This is a genomic window from Mesorhizobium sp. M1423, from assembly GCF_040317575.1.
GTDB lineage: Bacteria > Pseudomonadota > Alphaproteobacteria > Rhizobiales > Rhizobiaceae > Mesorhizobium.
The window spans coordinates 36707-53153 of record NZ_JAMYKU010000005.1; the positions used below are offsets into that span (position 1 = coordinate 36707).

General features: G+C 63.7%; 14 protein-coding genes. 7 read left to right on the plus strand and 7 right to left on the minus strand.

The window, feature by feature from the left end; all coding sequences use genetic code 11:
• Window positions 1–6: 6 nt before the first annotated feature.
• The 7 genes from NKG95_RS08245 to NKG95_RS08275 form a co-directional block, all read right to left on the minus strand.
• A complete protein-coding gene (locus tag NKG95_RS08245; RefSeq protein WP_353040406.1) occupies window positions 7–1569 on the minus strand; it encodes an FGGY-family carbohydrate kinase in 1563 nt (520 codons plus the stop codon).
• Window positions 1569–2693 (minus strand): ABC transporter ATP-binding protein, encoded by a 1125-nt coding sequence (locus NKG95_RS08250; RefSeq protein ID WP_353040407.1) that lies wholly within the window; start codon window positions 2691–2693, stop codon window positions 1569–1571. The genes NKG95_RS08245 and NKG95_RS08250 overlap by 1 nt, the downstream gene beginning before the upstream one ends.
• Window positions 2690–3808, minus strand: a complete 1119-nt coding sequence (locus NKG95_RS08255; protein ID WP_353040408.1) for an ABC transporter ATP-binding protein — start codon at window positions 3806–3808, stop codon at window positions 2690–2692. Before NKG95_RS08255 ends, NKG95_RS08250 begins: the two co-directional genes overlap by 4 nt.
• 4 nt (window positions 3809–3812) lie before the next feature.
• The gene (locus NKG95_RS08260; protein WP_353040409.1) at window positions 3813–4670 is read right to left on the minus strand and encodes a carbohydrate ABC transporter permease; all 858 of its coding nucleotides are present in this window, start codon (window positions 4668–4670) and stop codon (window positions 3813–3815) included.
• 9 nt (window positions 4671–4679) lie between these two features.
• A complete protein-coding gene (locus NKG95_RS08265) occupies window positions 4680–5603 on the minus strand; it encodes a carbohydrate ABC transporter permease (protein ID WP_353040410.1) in 924 nt (307 codons plus the stop codon).
• A 153-nt stretch (window positions 5604–5756) separates the two neighbouring features.
• Window positions 5757–7202, minus strand: coding sequence for an ABC transporter substrate-binding protein (locus NKG95_RS08270; RefSeq protein ID WP_353040411.1), 1446 nt, complete (start codon window positions 7200–7202; stop codon window positions 5757–5759).
• Window positions 7203–7246: 44 nt separating this feature from the next.
• Window positions 7247–8221 carry a sugar-binding transcriptional regulator gene (locus NKG95_RS08275; RefSeq protein WP_353040412.1) on the minus strand — a complete coding sequence of 325 codons (975 nt, stop codon included), beginning with the start codon at window positions 8219–8221 and terminating at the stop codon, window positions 7247–7249.
• A 226-nt stretch (window positions 8222–8447) separates the two neighbouring features.
• Between NKG95_RS08275 and NKG95_RS08280 the strand changes: the two genes are divergently transcribed.
• The 7 genes from NKG95_RS08280 to NKG95_RS08310 all read left to right on the plus strand — a co-directional run bounded on the left by NKG95_RS08280 (window position 8448) and on the right by NKG95_RS08310 (window position 16435).
• Window positions 8448–9491, plus strand: coding sequence for a LacI family DNA-binding transcriptional regulator (locus tag NKG95_RS08280; RefSeq protein WP_353040413.1), 1044 nt, complete (start codon window positions 8448–8450; stop codon window positions 9489–9491).
• A 32-nt stretch (window positions 9492–9523) separates the two neighbouring features.
• Window positions 9524–10798: an ABC transporter substrate-binding protein gene (locus tag NKG95_RS08285; RefSeq protein ID WP_352895253.1), complete on the plus strand. Its 1275-nt coding sequence runs from the start codon at window positions 9524–9526 to the stop codon at window positions 10796–10798.
• A gap of 76 nt (window positions 10799–10874) precedes the next feature.
• Window positions 10875–11720, plus strand: coding sequence for a carbohydrate ABC transporter permease (locus NKG95_RS08290; RefSeq protein WP_023716719.1), 846 nt, complete (start codon window positions 10875–10877; stop codon window positions 11718–11720).
• Complete coding sequence (locus NKG95_RS08295) at window positions 11717–12556, plus strand: carbohydrate ABC transporter permease (protein ID WP_352493961.1); 840 nt, start codon at window positions 11717–11719, stop codon at window positions 12554–12556. The genes NKG95_RS08290 and NKG95_RS08295 overlap by 4 nt, the downstream gene beginning before the upstream one ends.
• Before the next feature lie 21 nt (window positions 12557–12577).
• Window positions 12578–13618, plus strand: a complete 1041-nt coding sequence (locus tag NKG95_RS08300) for an ABC transporter ATP-binding protein (RefSeq protein ID WP_353040414.1) — start codon at window positions 12578–12580, stop codon at window positions 13616–13618.
• 38 nt (window positions 13619–13656) lie between these two features.
• Entirely contained in the window at window positions 13657–14937 is a 1281-nt protein-coding gene (locus NKG95_RS08305) for an amylo-alpha-1,6-glucosidase (RefSeq protein WP_353040415.1), read from the plus strand.
• An 82-nt stretch (window positions 14938–15019) separates the two neighbouring features.
• On the plus strand, window positions 15020–16435 hold the full coding sequence (locus NKG95_RS08310; protein WP_353040416.1) for an FAD-binding oxidoreductase: 1416 nt from the start codon (window positions 15020–15022) through the stop codon (window positions 16433–16435).
• The last annotated feature ends 12 nt before the right edge of the window (window positions 16436–16447 follow it).

Here is a 16447-nt window from a genome sequence, read left to right on the forward strand (position 1 = left end):
CTCTTCTCAATTCACGTCAGTTTGCCTGGACGCGGCCATCGAACGCCAGACCGGCCGCAGCGCCTCATGCGCCAATGTGTAGGACGGAGCCATCGCCTCATAGGCAGCGGCAAGGTTACGATCGCTTGGCTCGGCCGCACGGAGCAAAGGTGTGACCCATTCACTGACGCAATCGTCCATCGATGCGTACTGGCCAACGCAAACCGCAGCAATCATCGCGGCGCCCGCAGCACCGGCCTCCTCGCGCTCGCTGGTGCGAATGTCGGCGCCGATCGCAGCACCCAGGATCTTGCGCAGAGCCGGGCTCCTGGCCGCTCCACCAGTCAGGCGGATTTCCTTGGGCAGCGGCCCCATGGCGGCGTAGCAATCGCGTGCCGCGAAAGCCAGCCCTTCGAACACCGCACGAACCATGTCGGCATAGCCGTGCCTGGACGAAATGCCGACGAAGCCGGCCCTGGCATTGGCATCGACGAACGGGCCGCGCTCGCCCGCCTCCGAGACATAGGGCTGGTAGAGCAGTGAGCCTGGCTCGGACGACGATATCCACTGGTCGACCAGTGCGATCATCTCGCCATTAGTCCGCGTGATGCCTTGCGAGGCAAGAATGCCGGAGGCGAGGCCAAGGACCCAGTCGATGTTGAGCGTTGCCGCCATGTTCGACTGCATCTGCGCAAATACGCCCGGTGCCGGCATGGTCATCGTGTAGCCGGTTGCAGCTTCGTTGAGCAGAACCTCGTCCGGCGTCTCGGCAAGCCGCATATGCATGCCGGTGGAGCCGATGATCGAGCATCCCGGCTTGCGCTCGCGATCGAACAGGCCGGCGCCGAGCGCCGTGCAGGCGACATCGACATAGGCCAGAACGACGGGCGTGCCGGCGAGCAGGCCGGTCGCATCGGCTGCTGCCGCCGACAGCGAGGTGCTTTGCCTGGTGCCATCGACGATGGGCGGCAGCAGATGCCTGAGATCGGTGACGCCGAGCACCTCAAGCACATCGTCGCAATAGCCGCGCGTGCGGAAGTCGCCGAAGGTGAAGGTGCCTTCGGACGGGTCGGTGGCGCGTTGGCCGGTCAACTTGAAATAAAGCCAGTCCTTGCAGTGGAACGCCGTCGCTGCATTGGCAAGCATCGCGGGCATGTGGCGCTTCATGAAGACGAATTGCGACCCCTGCTGGCAGGCAGCGAGCCCGCTGCCGGTCTTTTCGAAGCGCAGCCGGTCTTCGGGCCGCGCGCGGATCTCCTCGACGACGGCGGCAGCGCGCGCGTCGAGCCACAGCCAGCCCTTGGCCACCGGCTCGCCAACCTTGTCGATCAGCCAGGTGCCGTCGCCCTGCCCGGTCACGGCGATGGCAATGGTCCGGCTGGCGAGATCCGGCACCTTGTCGGCCAGTTGGCGCAAGGTCGTCGCGGTATCGGCCCAGGTGCGGACTAGGTCCTGCTCGGCGCCGCCACCCGGCAGTGTCTCGTATCTGTTCGGCAGCGCGGCTGCCGCGATCTGCCTGCCCGCCGTGTCGAAGGCGACGGATTTGATAACAGACGTGCCGGCGTCGATGCCGATCAGCACATCCCGCATCAGGCAAGCTCCGTGCCGTGCGAAATGGCGTCGCCGCTCGCCTGATCGAAGACGTGCAGGTTTTTTGGATCGATGCTGACCTTGATAGGCGCCCCGAGTTCCAGGCGAGTCCGGTCATGTTCGACCAGAACCAGCGAGCCGCCGGCGAAGTCGGCGGCGATATGGGTCTGGTCGCCGAGCCATTGATTGGCCGAAACCGTGGCCGGCACACCGTCCTTGGAGCGGCGGACAGCATAGGGCCTGACACCAATGACGACGCGCTGCCGGTTGAGCAATTCGTCGCGAACCGGGCCGCTGAAGGCATCCTTGTCGTAGTCGAGCGAAAGGCCGTCGGGCAGCTTGAGATTGATCTTGCCGGCAGCCGTGCCGACATAGGCCTCGAAGACATTCATTGGCGGCTCGCCGATGAAGGTGCCGGTGAACAGGTTTGCCGGCCGCTCCTTGAGCCTGTCGGGCGTGTCGAACTGCTGCAGCACGCCGCCTTCCATGACAGCGATGCGGTCTGCCAGTGCGTTGGCCTCGGTCTGGTCGTGGGTGACCAGGATCGCGGTCAGGCCGCGCTCCTTGATGAAGTGCTTGATGCGGCCGCGCAGCACGGCGCGGAGCTGCGGCTCGAGCTGGCCCATCGGCTCGTCGAGCAGATGCAGGTCGGCTTTGCGGATCAGCGCCCGGCCAAGGCTGGCGCGCTGCTGCTGGCCGCCGGAGATCGAACTCGGATAGCGCTCGAGAATGTCCTCGATCTCGAGCAGCTTGGCGATGCTGGCAACTTTTGCATCGACCTCGCTCTTCGGCAGCCTGGCCGCCTTGAGGGCGAAGGCCATGTTCTCGCGCACGGTCAGCGGCGGATAGAGCGAATAGCCCTCGAACGCCATCGCCACGTTGCGCTTGACCGGCGGCAGTGTGTGCACCTTGCGGCCGGCAACCGCGATGGTGCCGCGCGAGACCTCTTCGAAGCCTGCGATCATGCGCAATGTCGAGGTCTTGCCGCAGCCGGACGAGCCGAGCAGCGCCACGATCTCGCCCTTGGCGATTTCCATCGTCAGGTTCTTGACGGCGTGCACGCCACGGTCGATCGGACCGTAGAACTTGTCGACGCCCGAAATGGTGATTGCGGTCGGGCTCATGCCGCTTCTCCGCTGCGCAAATTGACGACGTTCTTCGAGCCGATACGCTCGCCACTTGCCCGATCGAACAGCACGGCGCTTTTGCTATCGACAGCGATATGCGCCCTGCCCTCGGATTGACCCGGTATCCCGGACGGACGCGAGACCAGGATTTCACGGCCGCGCACGGTGCGCACCAGTGTGACGATCTTCTCGTTGAGCGGCGTCTCGGCCTCGACCGTCACCGGGATGGCGCCGGACGTACCTTCGTCAACAAAGGCCAGCGCCTCCGGCCGCAAGCCGATGACGCAGTCACGGCCGACCGCCGCCTCATGCGCGCCGGCCAGATGGACCTGGACATTGGAGAGGCCGACATAGATGCCCTTGGCATCCCGTGACGGCTTGACGTCGAGCAGGTTGATGGTCGGGTCGCCGAACAGCCGGGCGATCTCGACGTTGGCCGGCTCGCGATAGATCTGTTCGGGCGTGCCGAGCTGTTTGACGACGCCTTGCGACATCACCGCGATGCGATCGCCAAGCGCCATCGCTTCCTTGTAGTCCTGGGTGACGTAGACAACGGTTGCGCCACGATCGGCGAGCAGCCTTGGCAGTTCGAGCCGCATTTCGAAGCGCAATTTGGCATCGACGTTGCGCAAGGGATCGTCGAGCAGCAGAAGCGGCGGCGAGCCGACCAGGGCGCGGGCAAGCGCGGTGCGCTGCTTCTGGCCGTTGGACAGCGCCCGCGGCTTGTGGCTGAGCACATGGCCGATCTTCAACAGCTTGGCGACGCTCTCGACGCCGGCCTTGATCGCGCCCTGCGACGAATGCTTCGCCTGCAGCGGCGTGGCGATGTTGTCGAACGCCGTCATATGCGGGAACAGCGCGAAGTTCTGGAATGCCATGCCGACGCCGCGGAACTCGGCGTCGACGTCGGTCATGTCCTCGCCGCCGATGAGTATCTTTCCCTCGTCGGGGTCGATGACGCCGGCGACCAGCCGCAATAGCACCGTCTTGCCGGCGCCGGACGGCCCGAACAGGACCAGCGTTTCGCCGTCGGCGACGGTCAGCGACAGATTGTCGAGAACGATCTGGCTTTTATAGCGCTTGACGATCTTTCGCAGTTCGAGGCTTGCCATCGGACTATCCTTTCACCGCGCCAAGCGACAGACCTTCGACGAGATAGCGCTGCGCATAAAGCGCGAGCGCCAGCGTCGGCGTGATCGACAGCACGATCGCGGCTGAGATCTGGCCGTACTGGATGCCGGAGGAGGTGATGAACGCCAGCGCGCCGACCGTCACCGGCTGCTTGTCGGCCGAAGCGAGCACCAGCGCAAAGACGAAATTGTTCCAGGCGAAGATGAAGGCGAGCAGGCCGGCAGCGGCAATGCCCGGCCCGGCGAGCGGCAGCGCGATCTTGCGGAAGGTGGCAAACCAGGAATGGCCGGCAATGCGGTAGGCGTATTCGATGTCGGCCGGAATATCCTCGAAATAGCCGCGCACGATCCACAGGATCAGCGGCAGGCAGATCAGCTGGTAGACCCAGATCAGCCCGATATAGGTGTTGGCCAGCCCGAGCTTCTGGAAATAGAGGGTGAGCGGCAAAAGCACCAGCAGCGCCGGCGCGAACCGGAACGACAGCAGCGTGAAGGCGATGTCCTCCGAGCCGCGGAATTTGTGCCGTGCAAAGGCATAGGCTGCGGGAACGCCGAGCAGCAGCGCGACGGCAACCGAGGTGACCGACAGGAAGACGGAATTCCAGAGATTGCGCATGAAGGCGATGTCGAGCGTGCCGGCCGCAGTCATCAGCTTGCCGGTGATCAGCGCAGTGTAGTTGGCGAGCGTCGGCTCGAAGACAAGCTGCGGCGGGATCCGCAGGATTGTCTCGTTGGTCTGGAACGACATCATCAGGATCCAGACGATCGGGAACATGAAGAAGATCACGACCAGCGCCAGGGCTATGCCGCGCAGGCTGCGTTCGAGAAGGGAGGTGTGTTCCATGCCAGCCTCCTATGCCTGGCCGCGGGCGCGTTCGCGCAGCCGCAGCCAGTTCTTGATGAAAATGTTCGAGAGGAAATAGGTGATCGCCCACAGGATGATCATCAGTGCCGCCGAGCGGCCGACATTGGTCGACTGGAAGAAGTTGAGATAGGCCTCGACCTGGAAGACGGTCAGCGTATCGCCCGGACCGCCCTGCGTCATAGCGTAGATGATGTCGAACTGCTGGATGGAATCAAGCAGGCGGAACAGCGTCGCCGTCAGGATGTAGGGAGTCAGCATCGGCAAGGTGATGCGGAAGAACACGAAACTGCGTGGCACGCCGTCGAGCGCTGCCGCCTCGAAGGGCTGCGTCGGCAGGCTGCGCAGGCCGGCAAGCAGCAGGATCATGATGAAGGGCGTGTAGACCCAGACGTCGACAAGCACGACGGTGAGCAGTGCCGTGGAGGGAGACGAGGCCCAGCGGAAATCCTGCAGCCCGATCAGGCTGGCGAGATAGCTGAGCACGCCAAAGCCGGGATTGGTCATCAGCTTCCACATCAGCGCGGCGAGCGCCGGCGCCGTCATCAGCGGCATCAACAGCATGATCGAGATGAAGTTGTTCAGCGTCGAGCGCTTCTGCAGCAGCATGGCGATGCCGAGACCGAGAAGCAGCTCGACCACGACGGTGATGCCGGCGTAGAGCAGCGACACCTGCAGCGTGTTCCAGAACTTCGGGTCGGTGAAGAACGAGATGTAGTTGTCGCCCCAGTTGAACTGCCGCGCCCAGGGCTGGCTCAACCGGTAGCGCTGGAAAGAATAGACCACGGATGTGAAGAACGGGATCAGAATGCCGATGCAGACCAGCAGGGCCGGCAAGCTGAGGAGGTAGGGCAGCACCCGCTTGCTGATCCTGAAGCCCGACGGCTTGTTTCTTTGTATTGTCGCCGCAGTCATCTGCTGCTCCGTCATCCTGTTGCTTCGCCGTCCCGGCCGCCCAAGGGAGCAAGGCGGCCGGTCGGGCGAGCAGGCGGCACCTTTCGGCACCGCGTCGCAAACGTATAACATCTCAAAGGCTGGCCCGTGGGACGGGCCAGCCCTGGCCGCGGCTTAGCCGAGCCCGGCTTCCTTGAGCTGGCCGTTGATGCTCTCGGCCAGCTTGTCGAGGCCCTCGTCGACCGGCACTTCCTTGGCCACCATCTTCTGCAGCGTCGCCGCCCATTCGGTGGTGAGATCGAAGAACAGCGGCTGCGGGGTGAACTTGATGCTGGCGCCCGGCGCCGAGACGTCGAACATCTCGACATAGCCCGGATAGCTCTTGTTCAGCTTCTCGCGGAACATCTCGTCGTTCCAGACCGACTGACGCACCGGATTGACGAAGTCCATCTTGGTCGCACCGAACAATGCATGCTCGGGTCCGGATGCCCATTGCATGAAGTACCAGGTGGCGTCCTTGTCCTTCGAGAAGTTGGACATCGACAGCGACCAGATCCAGATGTTGGGCGTCGGTGCCTTGGCGGCGGGATTGGCCTTGAACGCTGAAAAGGCAAGCTTGCCGGCCATCTTGTTGTCGCCGCCATTCATGAAGTAGCCGAGGATATCGGCGTCGAAAATCATCGCCGAAGCGCCTGCACCGAGATCGGTGCCGACCTGATACCAGGTGTAGGTCGACCAGTCCTTGGGGCCGCTCTCCTGGATCATCTGCACCCACTGCTTGTGGAAAGCCTTGGATTCGGCGGTGTTCATCGCGGCCGACAGCTTGCCATCAGCCGAGACGTTCAGGTCCTTCTGGTCGAAATTGGCGTAAGCCGACAGGAATCCCGGGTGGATCGTCGCCCAGGAGCGCGAGCCGCGCACGCCGATGCCGTAGACGCCGCCACCGACGTCCTTGGTGAGCTTCGCCGCCGTAGCGACCATCTCATCCATATTGCCGGGAACGCTGACGCCGACCTTGTCGAACATGCCCTTGTTGTAGGTGATGTTGTTCTGCTCGAAGCCCCACGGAATGCACCATTGCTTGGCGTCTTCAGAACCGAGCGCGCCGCCCGGCTGACCGTTCCAGGCGGTGGAACTCCTGACGCCGGGCAGGAAGTCGTCCCAGGCATATTTCGGGTTGGTCTTGGCCGGATCCTTGATCCATTCATTGAGGTCGGTGATCCAGCCGGCCGGACCGTAGGTCCAGGTCATGTAGGCGCCGGTCATGAAGGCATCGTATTCGGGCGAGCTGGCCGACAGCGCGGCGGTAACCTTGTCGAAATAGACGTCTTCGGGGAACACGTCATAGACGACTTCCATGCCGGTCAGCTTCTTGAAATTATCGAGGTTGGCAATCATCGCATCGGCGTAAGGATGCTTGTTGAGCAACAGCTTGATGGTCTTGCCCTTATGCGCCTGCCAGTCGAAATCAGCCGCCAGGGCGCGGGTCTGCCCGAAATTGAGCAGTGTACCGGCTGTGCTGGCGGCAAGGCCCATTGCACCGAGGCCCTTGATCAGCCCACGGCGGTCGACTTGTCCACGCAGGAACGCGTCGATGAGGTCTTTCTCTTTCTCATGCATTTCTCTTCTCCTCCACAGGGTAGTTTCAACGAAATGGCTGCCGGCTACCCGACCGGCGTCTGTTCCACGAGCGATCGCGCCGTCCGCTCGTCGGTTATCAAGCCTTTGAGATAGCGGCCCTCCAGCACTGACTTGATGGCGCGAACCTTCACCTTGCCGCCGGCGACGGCGACAATCCTGCGGTTGCTGATGTCTTCGCGCGCCAGCGCCAGCGCCCGGTCGGAAAGCGTCGTCGCAACGGCCTTTCCGGCGTCGTCGAAGAAATGCCCGAGCAGTTCGCCGACGCCGCCATTGCGGCGGATCTCCTCCATCTCGCCCTTCTCGATCATACCGGTGGCGACAAGCGAGGCCTCACGCTCGGCGGTGCCGATGCCGGCGATGAGCAAGTCGGCGCACTTGGCGAGGTCGAAGACATCGCTGACGCCCTTCTGCCCGAGCAACACGGTTCGATCCTCGACCGTGTTGGCGAACATCGGTACGGGCATCACATAGGCCTCCGCACCGGTCCGTTCGGCGACGCGGTGGATGACGTCATGCGGATTGGCCGAGAACTTGCGCGTCAGGCCGCCAAGCAGCGAGACGAAACGGATCCGGCCGGCCGATATGCGCGGCAGATACTCCACGCAGGCGGCAAGCGTGCGGCCGTGGCCGACGCCGATCAGCGCCTCTTCGCCGCGTTCGATCTCGCGCTTGAGAAACTGCGCGCCGGCGATGCCGAGCGCCTTGAGCGGCAGGTCTTCGGCATCGAAGTCCGGAACTACCTCGCAATAGTCGAGGCCGTAGCGGCCGGACAACTCGTCCTCAAGCTCCACGCATTCGGAGACTTCGCCGTCGATATAGACTTTGACCAGGCCTTCCTGATTGGCCTTGGTAATCAGGCGATGCGCCTTGAGGCTGGTCAGGCCGAGCCGCTTGGCGACCTCCGACTGGGTCAGGCCGCCGGCATAGTGAAGCCAGGCGGCACGAGCGGCCATCCCGGTCTCATCGTCGCGCAGCAGGCCGTTGCCAAAACCAACCATTTCCGCCCTTGATATTTTTATCAGTTGCTGCAAAATTTTTCACAAGGCATCGCCCGAGTCAAGCAACCGCTGCGTTTAAATCACCGTCCGGGAGCCAGCCGGTCGGGGCCGACCAGGAGCCACTCGAACCAACGGGCAAGAAATAACGCCGACAATGCGTATTTAAAACGTTTGCAATTTCGCTTGGACGCATTACAAACGTTTCAAACTTCGTTCGGGAGGAACGATGCCGGGCCGCCTTACCACCCTCAAGGAATTAGCCGCGCAGCTCGGCCTGTCGATCACCACCGTTTCGCGCGCCCTTGCCGGCCACGAGCAGATCGCCTTGAAAACGCGCCAACGTGTCGCCGAGGCTGCGCATCAGGCCGGCTATGTGCCGAACACCGCAGCCCGCACGCTGGTCTCCGGCCGCAGCGGCTTTGTCGGCATGGTGCTTCCGATCCGCGGTCCCAATCTGGTCGATTCCTTCCTCGGCGAATTCGTCACCGGGTTGGGCGAAGGGCTGGTTTCGCACGGCTCCGACCTGATTCTGGCCGCAGCGGCGCAGGGCCAGTCGGAACTTTCCGTGCTTCGCCATGTCGTCGAATCGGGGCGCGCCGACGGCGTCGTCGTCACCCGTATCGCCGAGGTCGACGAGCGGCTTGCGTATCTGCGCCAACGCAATTTCCCGTTCGTCGCGCATGGCCGGCTGCTCGACGGCGACTTTGCCTATCATTGGCTCGATACCGATGGCGCGCATGCTTTCGGCGAAGCCTTCGACATGCTGTACGATCTCGGACACCGCCATTTCGGCCTGTTGACGATTTCCGAGCCGATGACGTTTCGCCATCTTAGGCAGGATGGGCTCGCTGCCGCGATCGCCCGCCGGGGCGATCCGTCGGTCAGGCTCGAGGTGGCGACGGCGCCGCGCTTCGACCGCGGTGCCCGCATCCGGGCCATCAACCGGCTGCTGCATGCCGCCGAGCGGCCGACGGCCATTGTCGCGCTGTTCGACGAGCTGGCGCTGACGGTGATGGAAGAGGCTGCCCGCGCCGGCCTTGCCATTCCTCGCGACCTTTCGGTCATCGGCTTCGACAACATAGCCGCGTCAGCCTATGCGCCGCCGGGGCTAACCACTTTCGACGCCTCGATCCGCCAGTGCGCGCGCGAGATCGGCGAGATGCTGCTGACCGTCATCGGCAACAGGCCGGACGCGCCACTGACGCGGCTGGTCCGGCCGACACTTGTCTCGCGGGCAAGCCATGGCCCGGCACCCACAAGACAGAACTGACGCCCGCTTCGCGGCGCAACCCAGGGAGGAAGATGACGATGAATGCTTTGCGGATATTGGCCGGCGCCGTGCTGGCGCTGTCGCTCGCTGCCGGCGCAGCGCAAGCCCAGCAGGTGTTGTTCTGGTCGACACAGGCGCGACCAGTGGAAGAGACACAGAAGATGCGCAGCGAAGTGCTGAAGGGGTTTGACGGCCAGGTCGACTATCAGGTCGCCGAGGACGGGCCCTGGCTCACCCGCCTTCAGGCCGAACTGCAGGCCGGCTCCGGCACCATAGGCGTGCTCGGCGGCCTGCACGGAGACTTCTCCACCGTCGGCGCGGACCTTGTCGATCTCTCTGGCGTCGATCTCGGTGGCGTCAAGGTCAACGAGACCTACAAGAAGCTCGGCATGCTCGGCACCGGCGAGCAGAAGTACCTGCCATGGATGCAGGCCACCTTTCTGATGGCGGCCAGCAAGCAGGCGCTGCAATATCTGCCGGCCGGCACCGATCTCAACACCATCACTTATGACCAACTGATCGAGTGGGCGAAAAACATCGCTGAAAAGACCGGTTCGCCCAAATTCGGTTTTCCGGCCGGCCCGAAAGGGCTGAAGCACCGTTTCTTCGAGGGTTTTCTCCTTCCATCGTATACCGGCTCGATGGTGACCAAGTTCCGCTCGGCGGAGGCCGAGACGGCGTGGAACAAGTTCAAGGAATTGTGGCAATACACCAACCCGAATTCGACCAACTATGCCTTTATGCAGGAGCCGCTGTTGACCGGCGAAGTCTGGGTGGCATTCGATCACGTGGCGCGCCTCGCCGACGCCTTCAACCAGAAACCCGATGACTTCGTCGCCTTCCCGGCGCCGGCCGGCCCGGCAGGCCGCGGCTACATGCCGGTGGTCGCCGGCGTCGCTATCCCGAAGACCTCGCCCGACATGGACAAGGCCAAGGCACTGGTCGCTTATATGCTGAAACCGGAAACCCAGATCGCGACGCTCAAGGCGACAAACTTCTTCCCCATCGTCGACGTCAAGCTGCCCGACGACATGCCGGCCTCGGTGAAGGCCTTCAGCCCAGTGATCGCCACCATGACCGGAGCCCCGGATGCGCTGCCGGCGCTGCTGCCGATGGGACTTGGCGGCCTCGGCGGCAAGTTCAATCAGATCTACACCGACAGCTTCGAGCGCATCGTGCTCGGCGGCGAGGATGTGCACGGCGTGCTCGACGAACAGGCGACGGCGCTGAAGGCGATCATCGACCAGGCGAAAGCGCCGTGCTGGGCGCCCGACAAACCATCGCAAGGCGCCTGTCCCGTCGATTAAGAATCCTCCCCGGGCGTCCGGATTTCCAGCGCGCCGGGCGCCCACCCCTTTTGAAGCTTCGAATAGAGAGAGCTCCATGCACGGCAAGGCCCTGCCCTATCTGCTGCTGACGCCGGCGACGCTGTTCCTTTGCGTCTTCTTCCTCTATCCGTTTGCGCTGGTCGCCTTCGAGGCGTTCACCCGCGACGGCGGCTTTACGCTCGACAATTTCCGCACCATGACCAGCAGCTGGAAATTTCCGGTCACGGTTCGCAACACGCTGCTTCTCAGCGCCGTCGTCGTGCCCATCCAGCTGGTCATGGCGCTGCTGATGGCAACGATGGTGTCGCGACTTGCGGCCGGGCGCAGCGCCGCGCTTTATATCTTCGCTATTCCGCTCGGCATCTCCGATCTCGCCGCTGGGCTGATCTGGCTCGCCATCTTCGACCAGTCCGGCTTCCTCAACACCTTGCTCTCCAATCTCGGCGTCATCGACAGGCCGGTCATGTTCCTCGGCTACCAGAGCAAGCTGACGATCTTCATCGCCGTGGCGCTGGCCGAGATCTGGCGTGCGACCGCCATCATGATGGTCATTCTGGTCGCCGGCATGGGGCTCATCCCCCGGGAATATTACGAGGCGGCGGAGGTTTTTGGCGCTAGTCCGTGGAAGCGCTTCATCAAGATCACGCTGCCTCTGCTGCGCCCCAGCCTGCAGACGGCGATCATCCTGCGCGTCATCCTTGCCTTTGAGGTCTTTGCGGTGGTTGCAGCACTCGGCGGCACCAATCTGCCGGTGCTGATGGGCGAGACCTACAATTGGCAGTTCACGCTGCAGGACCGCAATGTCGCCGCCGCCATGGCGCTATTCATCCTCGCCATATCGATCGGTTTCACGCTGTTCTTCCTGCGGGTGCTGCGTGTGCCGAAGGAGGCGCGGATATGAGCACGGTGGAGCTGTCGATCGCCGCGCCTGAGGCCCGCAAAGCCGGCAACTGGTTGCTGGTCGCCACCGTCATCCTGCTTTGCATCTGGGTGCTGCTGCCGATCTATCTGTTGATCGTCAACGCGCTGTCGTCGCCGGAAGAGGTGACCGCCTTTCCCAAGCGCTTCTTCCCGTCATTCGATTTCGGCAGCCTTTCTTTCTTCATCAATTTCGCCGGCGTCGCCAGGGCGCTGTGGAACTCCGTTCTCGTCGCCACGCTGACGATGCTCCTCTCGATCGGCTTCGGCGCACCCGCGGGCTACGCGCTGTCGCGCTTCGAATTCCCGGGCAAGGAAACGTTCCGTTTCCTCGTGCTGATGACCCGCGCCTTCCCACTGCCGCTGCTGGCGCTACCGCTGGCGGTGATGTTCATCCGCACCGGCCTCGACGACACCGCGATCGGGCTGGCGCTGGTCCACACCACGCTGGCGCTGCCATTCGCGGTGCTGATCACGTTCTCGCTCTTCTCCGGCATTCCAGTCGAGCTGGAGGAAGCGGCCTGGACGCTCGGCTGCACGAGATTGCAGGCATTCCGAAAAATCATTCTACCGCTGGCGCTGCCGGGCATCGCGGCGTCGGCGGTATTTGCCTTCACCATCTCCTGGAACGAAGTGTTTGCCGCCGCCGTGCTCACCATCGAGAACCGGACGCTGACCGCCTTCCTGCTGCAGAGCCTCGGCGAATCGCCGCTCTACCTCAAATTCGCCGGTGGCGCGGCACTGGTCATCCCGGCGCTGATCTTCATCTTCGCCGTTCGCAAATATCTGTTCGCCATGTGGGGGATCGCCAACCGATGACGCGCACAAAAGAGAACGCCGATGGCTGAGATCGCCATCAAGCAGGTCGCAAAACGTTTCGGTGGCTTCACCGCGCTGCATTCGATCGACCTGACCATCGCCGACCAGGAATTCATGGTGCTGCTTGGCGCCTCGGGTTGCGGCAAGACCACGCTGCTGAGGATCGTCGCCGGGCTGGAAACGCCAAGCCAGGGCGAGGTCTGGATCGGCGGCCGTCGCGTCGACCATCTGCCGCCGCGCGAACGCAGCATCGCCATGGTGTTCCAGAATTACGCCGTGTTTCCGCACCTGACCGTGTTCGAGAACATCGCCTTCGGCCTGCGCATGAAGAAGCTGCCGCAGCAGGAGGTCGAGGGGCGCGTCAACCGCACCGCGGAGCTCATGCACATCGAGCAGCTTTTGAAGCGCTATTCGGGCCAGCTTTCCGGCGGCCAGCGCCAGCGCGTGGCAGTCGCTCGGGCACTTGCGATGGAGCCGGACGTGATCCTGATGGACGAGCCGCTGTCGAACCTCGATGCGCTGCTGCGGCTCGAAATGCGCGCCGAGCTCAAGGGCGTGCTCGCCGCGTCCAAGACCACCACCATCTATGTCACTCACGATCAGGTCGAGGCGATGAGCCTCGCCGACCGCATCGCCGTCATGCATCAGGGCCATATCGTCCAGGCCGCCTCGCCGGTAGAGGTCTATCGCAATCCGGCCGCACGCTTCGTCGGCTCCTTCATCGGCAACCCGCCGATGAATTTCATCCTGGCGACGAAGGCGGCAGACGGCAGCTGGACCGTCGCCGGGCTGACGCTGCCCGGCCCCAAATCGGACAAGCAGACGATAGAATTCGCCATTCGCCCCGAGGATGTCGACACCGGCACCGAAGGGCTGCACGCCACCGTGCGCGTTGTCGAGCCGCTCGGACCGCACACGCTGGTCACCTGCGATGTCGAGGGCGGCCTGTTCCGCGCCATCCTCGAATCGAATGCCACGGTCGCCGTCGGCGATCACCTGCGGCTCTTGCCCAAACCCGACCGCATCCGCTGGTTCGACCCCGAAACCACCAACGCGCTTTGATCCAAACGCCCTTCGATCCTGAAAGTACGACCGCCCCCATGATATCTCTTGCTGTCGACGAAACCATCGCCCGCGCCGTAGAGGTGCTCAGGGAAAACGACCAAGGCACCTACACCATACCGACCAAGGGCCTCTACCCGTTCCAGTGGAACTGGGATTCCTGCCTGACCGCGCTCGGTCTTGCCCACTACGATGAGGCTCGAGCCTGGACCGAGATCGACACGCTGTTCGCCCACCAGTGGCCGGACGGCATGGTACCGCACATCGTCTTCCATGTCTGGAGCGACGGCTATTTCCCGGGACCGGAGGTCTGGCGGACGGACCGCCCGACCGCCACCTCGGGCATCACCCAGCCGGCGGTCGCCGGCTTTGCCGTGCGCCGCTTGTTTGACCAGGCCAAGGACAAGACGCTGGCGGCCGAGCGTGCCCGGGTGTTGCTGCCGAAAATCGATGCCTGGCACCGCTGGTTCTACGAAAACCGCGACCCGAACGGCGAAGGGCTGGTCGCCATAATCCACCCATGGGAGTCCGGTCGCGACAACTCGATCGACTGGGACGAGGCGTTTGAGCACGTGCCGACCGAAGGCGTCGAGCCCTACACCCGCCGCGACATCCTGCACGCCGATCCGGCGCATCGTCCAACCAAGGCACAGTATGACCGCTATATCTGGCTGCTGCAGCATTTCCGCGGGCTTGGCTGGGATAATGCCAGGCTGCACGATGCCTCGCCGTTCCAGGTCGTCGATCCCGGCTTCAATGCCATTCTGATCCGTTCTGCCGCCGATCTTGCCGATCTCGCCGAGGCACTTGGCGAAACCGAAATCGCAAAAGCCAACCGCGCCCGTGCCGAAAACGGGCTTTCGACGATGGAACGGCTGTGGAGCGACACACATAGCCAGTACATTTGTTTCGACCGAGTGGCCGGAAAGCACGTTGACAGCGCGTCGGTCGGCGGCATTCTGCCGGTGTTTTCGGCTATTCCGGAAAGCCGGGCAGCGGCCATCGCCGCAACGATCGAGCGCATCGCCGGCAAAGCGCGTTACATCGTCCCCTCGCACGATCCTGGCGATGCGCGCTTCGACGCCAAGCGCTACTGGCGCGGCCCGGTCTGGCTGGTGGTCAACTACATGATCGCTAATGGCCTTGCCGCCGCCGGCCACAGCCAAATCGCACAACGGATCACCCAGTCCAGTCTCGACCTGATCGCCGAGAGCGGCTTTGCCGAATATTACGATCCCCTCAGCGGCGAGCCGCTCGGCGGTGACCGTTTCACCTGGACCGCGGCAATGGTGATCGAGTTTTTGAAGGGTCGAGGCTGAAGGCCGGCCACGACTGGCAGTCCCGCGTGGGTTTGACAAACAGCAGTCCGTGTCTATCGTCTGCCTGTTACAGGAGCGGCGCATGACGACACCATCCGTGAGCGCTCTGTCCCCACTGACCGGCGAACTCCTGTCGCGGCTGGAGAAGCGGCTGGACCGGTCGGCGATCGTTTCGGCCGATGAGGCCGGGCCGCGTTACAGGGAAGACCCCGACGGCAAAGCCGGCGTATCGCCGGAGTTCGTGCTGCGTCCACGTACGGCCGGCGAGGTGTCGGACATACTTCGCCTGTGCAACGAGGCCGGACAGAGGCTTGTCATCCAGGGTGGCCGGACCGGGCTCGCCGGCGGCGCTCGCGTCCAACCCGGCGAAGCGGTGCTGTCGCTGGAGTGTATGACTTCCGTTGAAGCCCTCGACCGTGAAGCGGCGACCATCATCGCCGAGGCCGGCGCGCCGCTGCAAACGGTGCAGGAAGCCGCCGATGCGGCCGGCTTGCTGTTCGGCGTCGACATCGGAGCGCGCGGCGCGGCGACCGTCGGCGGTAATGTCGCCACCAATGCCGGCGGCATCCGCGTGCTGCGCTACGGCATGTACCGGGCGCAGGTGCTTGGCCTGGAAGCGGTGCTTGCCGACGGCGGCATCCTGACCTCGCTCAAGGGTTTGGCGAAGGACAATTCCGGCTATGACCTCAGCCAATTGTTCATCGGCAGTGAGGGCACGCTCGGCGTGGTCACCCGCGCATGCCTGCGGCTGCACCCGAAGCCGGCCACCGAGATCAACGCCTTCTGCGCGCTTGCTTCGCTCGACGCTGCAATCGCGCTGCTGGCGCTGCTCAGGCAGAAACTCGGGCCCTCGCTCTCGGCCTATGAGGTGAATTTCCCCCCGCTCTATGGCGCCATGATCGCCGGCATGGACGCGCCGGCGCCGCTGCCCGCGGGCTCGCCCGTCTATGTGCTTGCCGAGATACAGGGCAGCGAGCCCGACCGCGACGGCGAACGCTTTGCCGCGACGCTGATGCAGGCGGTCGAGGAGGGCGTGATCGACGACGTGGTCGTCTCGCAATCGCCGCGCGAATTCCGGGCGCTCTGGGCGGTGCGGGAGGAGGCCAACCGTTTCCTGTTTTCGATGGCAGGCCTGATTGGCGTCGATATCAGCATCCCACTGGCGAGAATGGCGACTTTCCTGGACGAAACAGAAGCCGCCATCAAGGCCGTCGACCCCGGCGCCGACATCTACGTCTTCGGCCATCTCGGCGATGGCAATCTGCATTACCAGATCCGCACGGTGGATCCGGCAGCCGCATACGGCACCGTCTACCGCGGTGTGGCCGCCGCCGGCGGCGGCGTTTCGGCCGAACATGGCATCGGCCTTGACAAGAAAGAGTGGCTGCATCTGGTGCGCAGCGATGCAGAGATTGCGGCCATGCGGCGCCTGAAAGCAGCCTTCGACCCGAACAACATCCTCAATGCCGGGCGCATCTTCGACCTTGCGACGGGCTGAAATCGAAGGCCG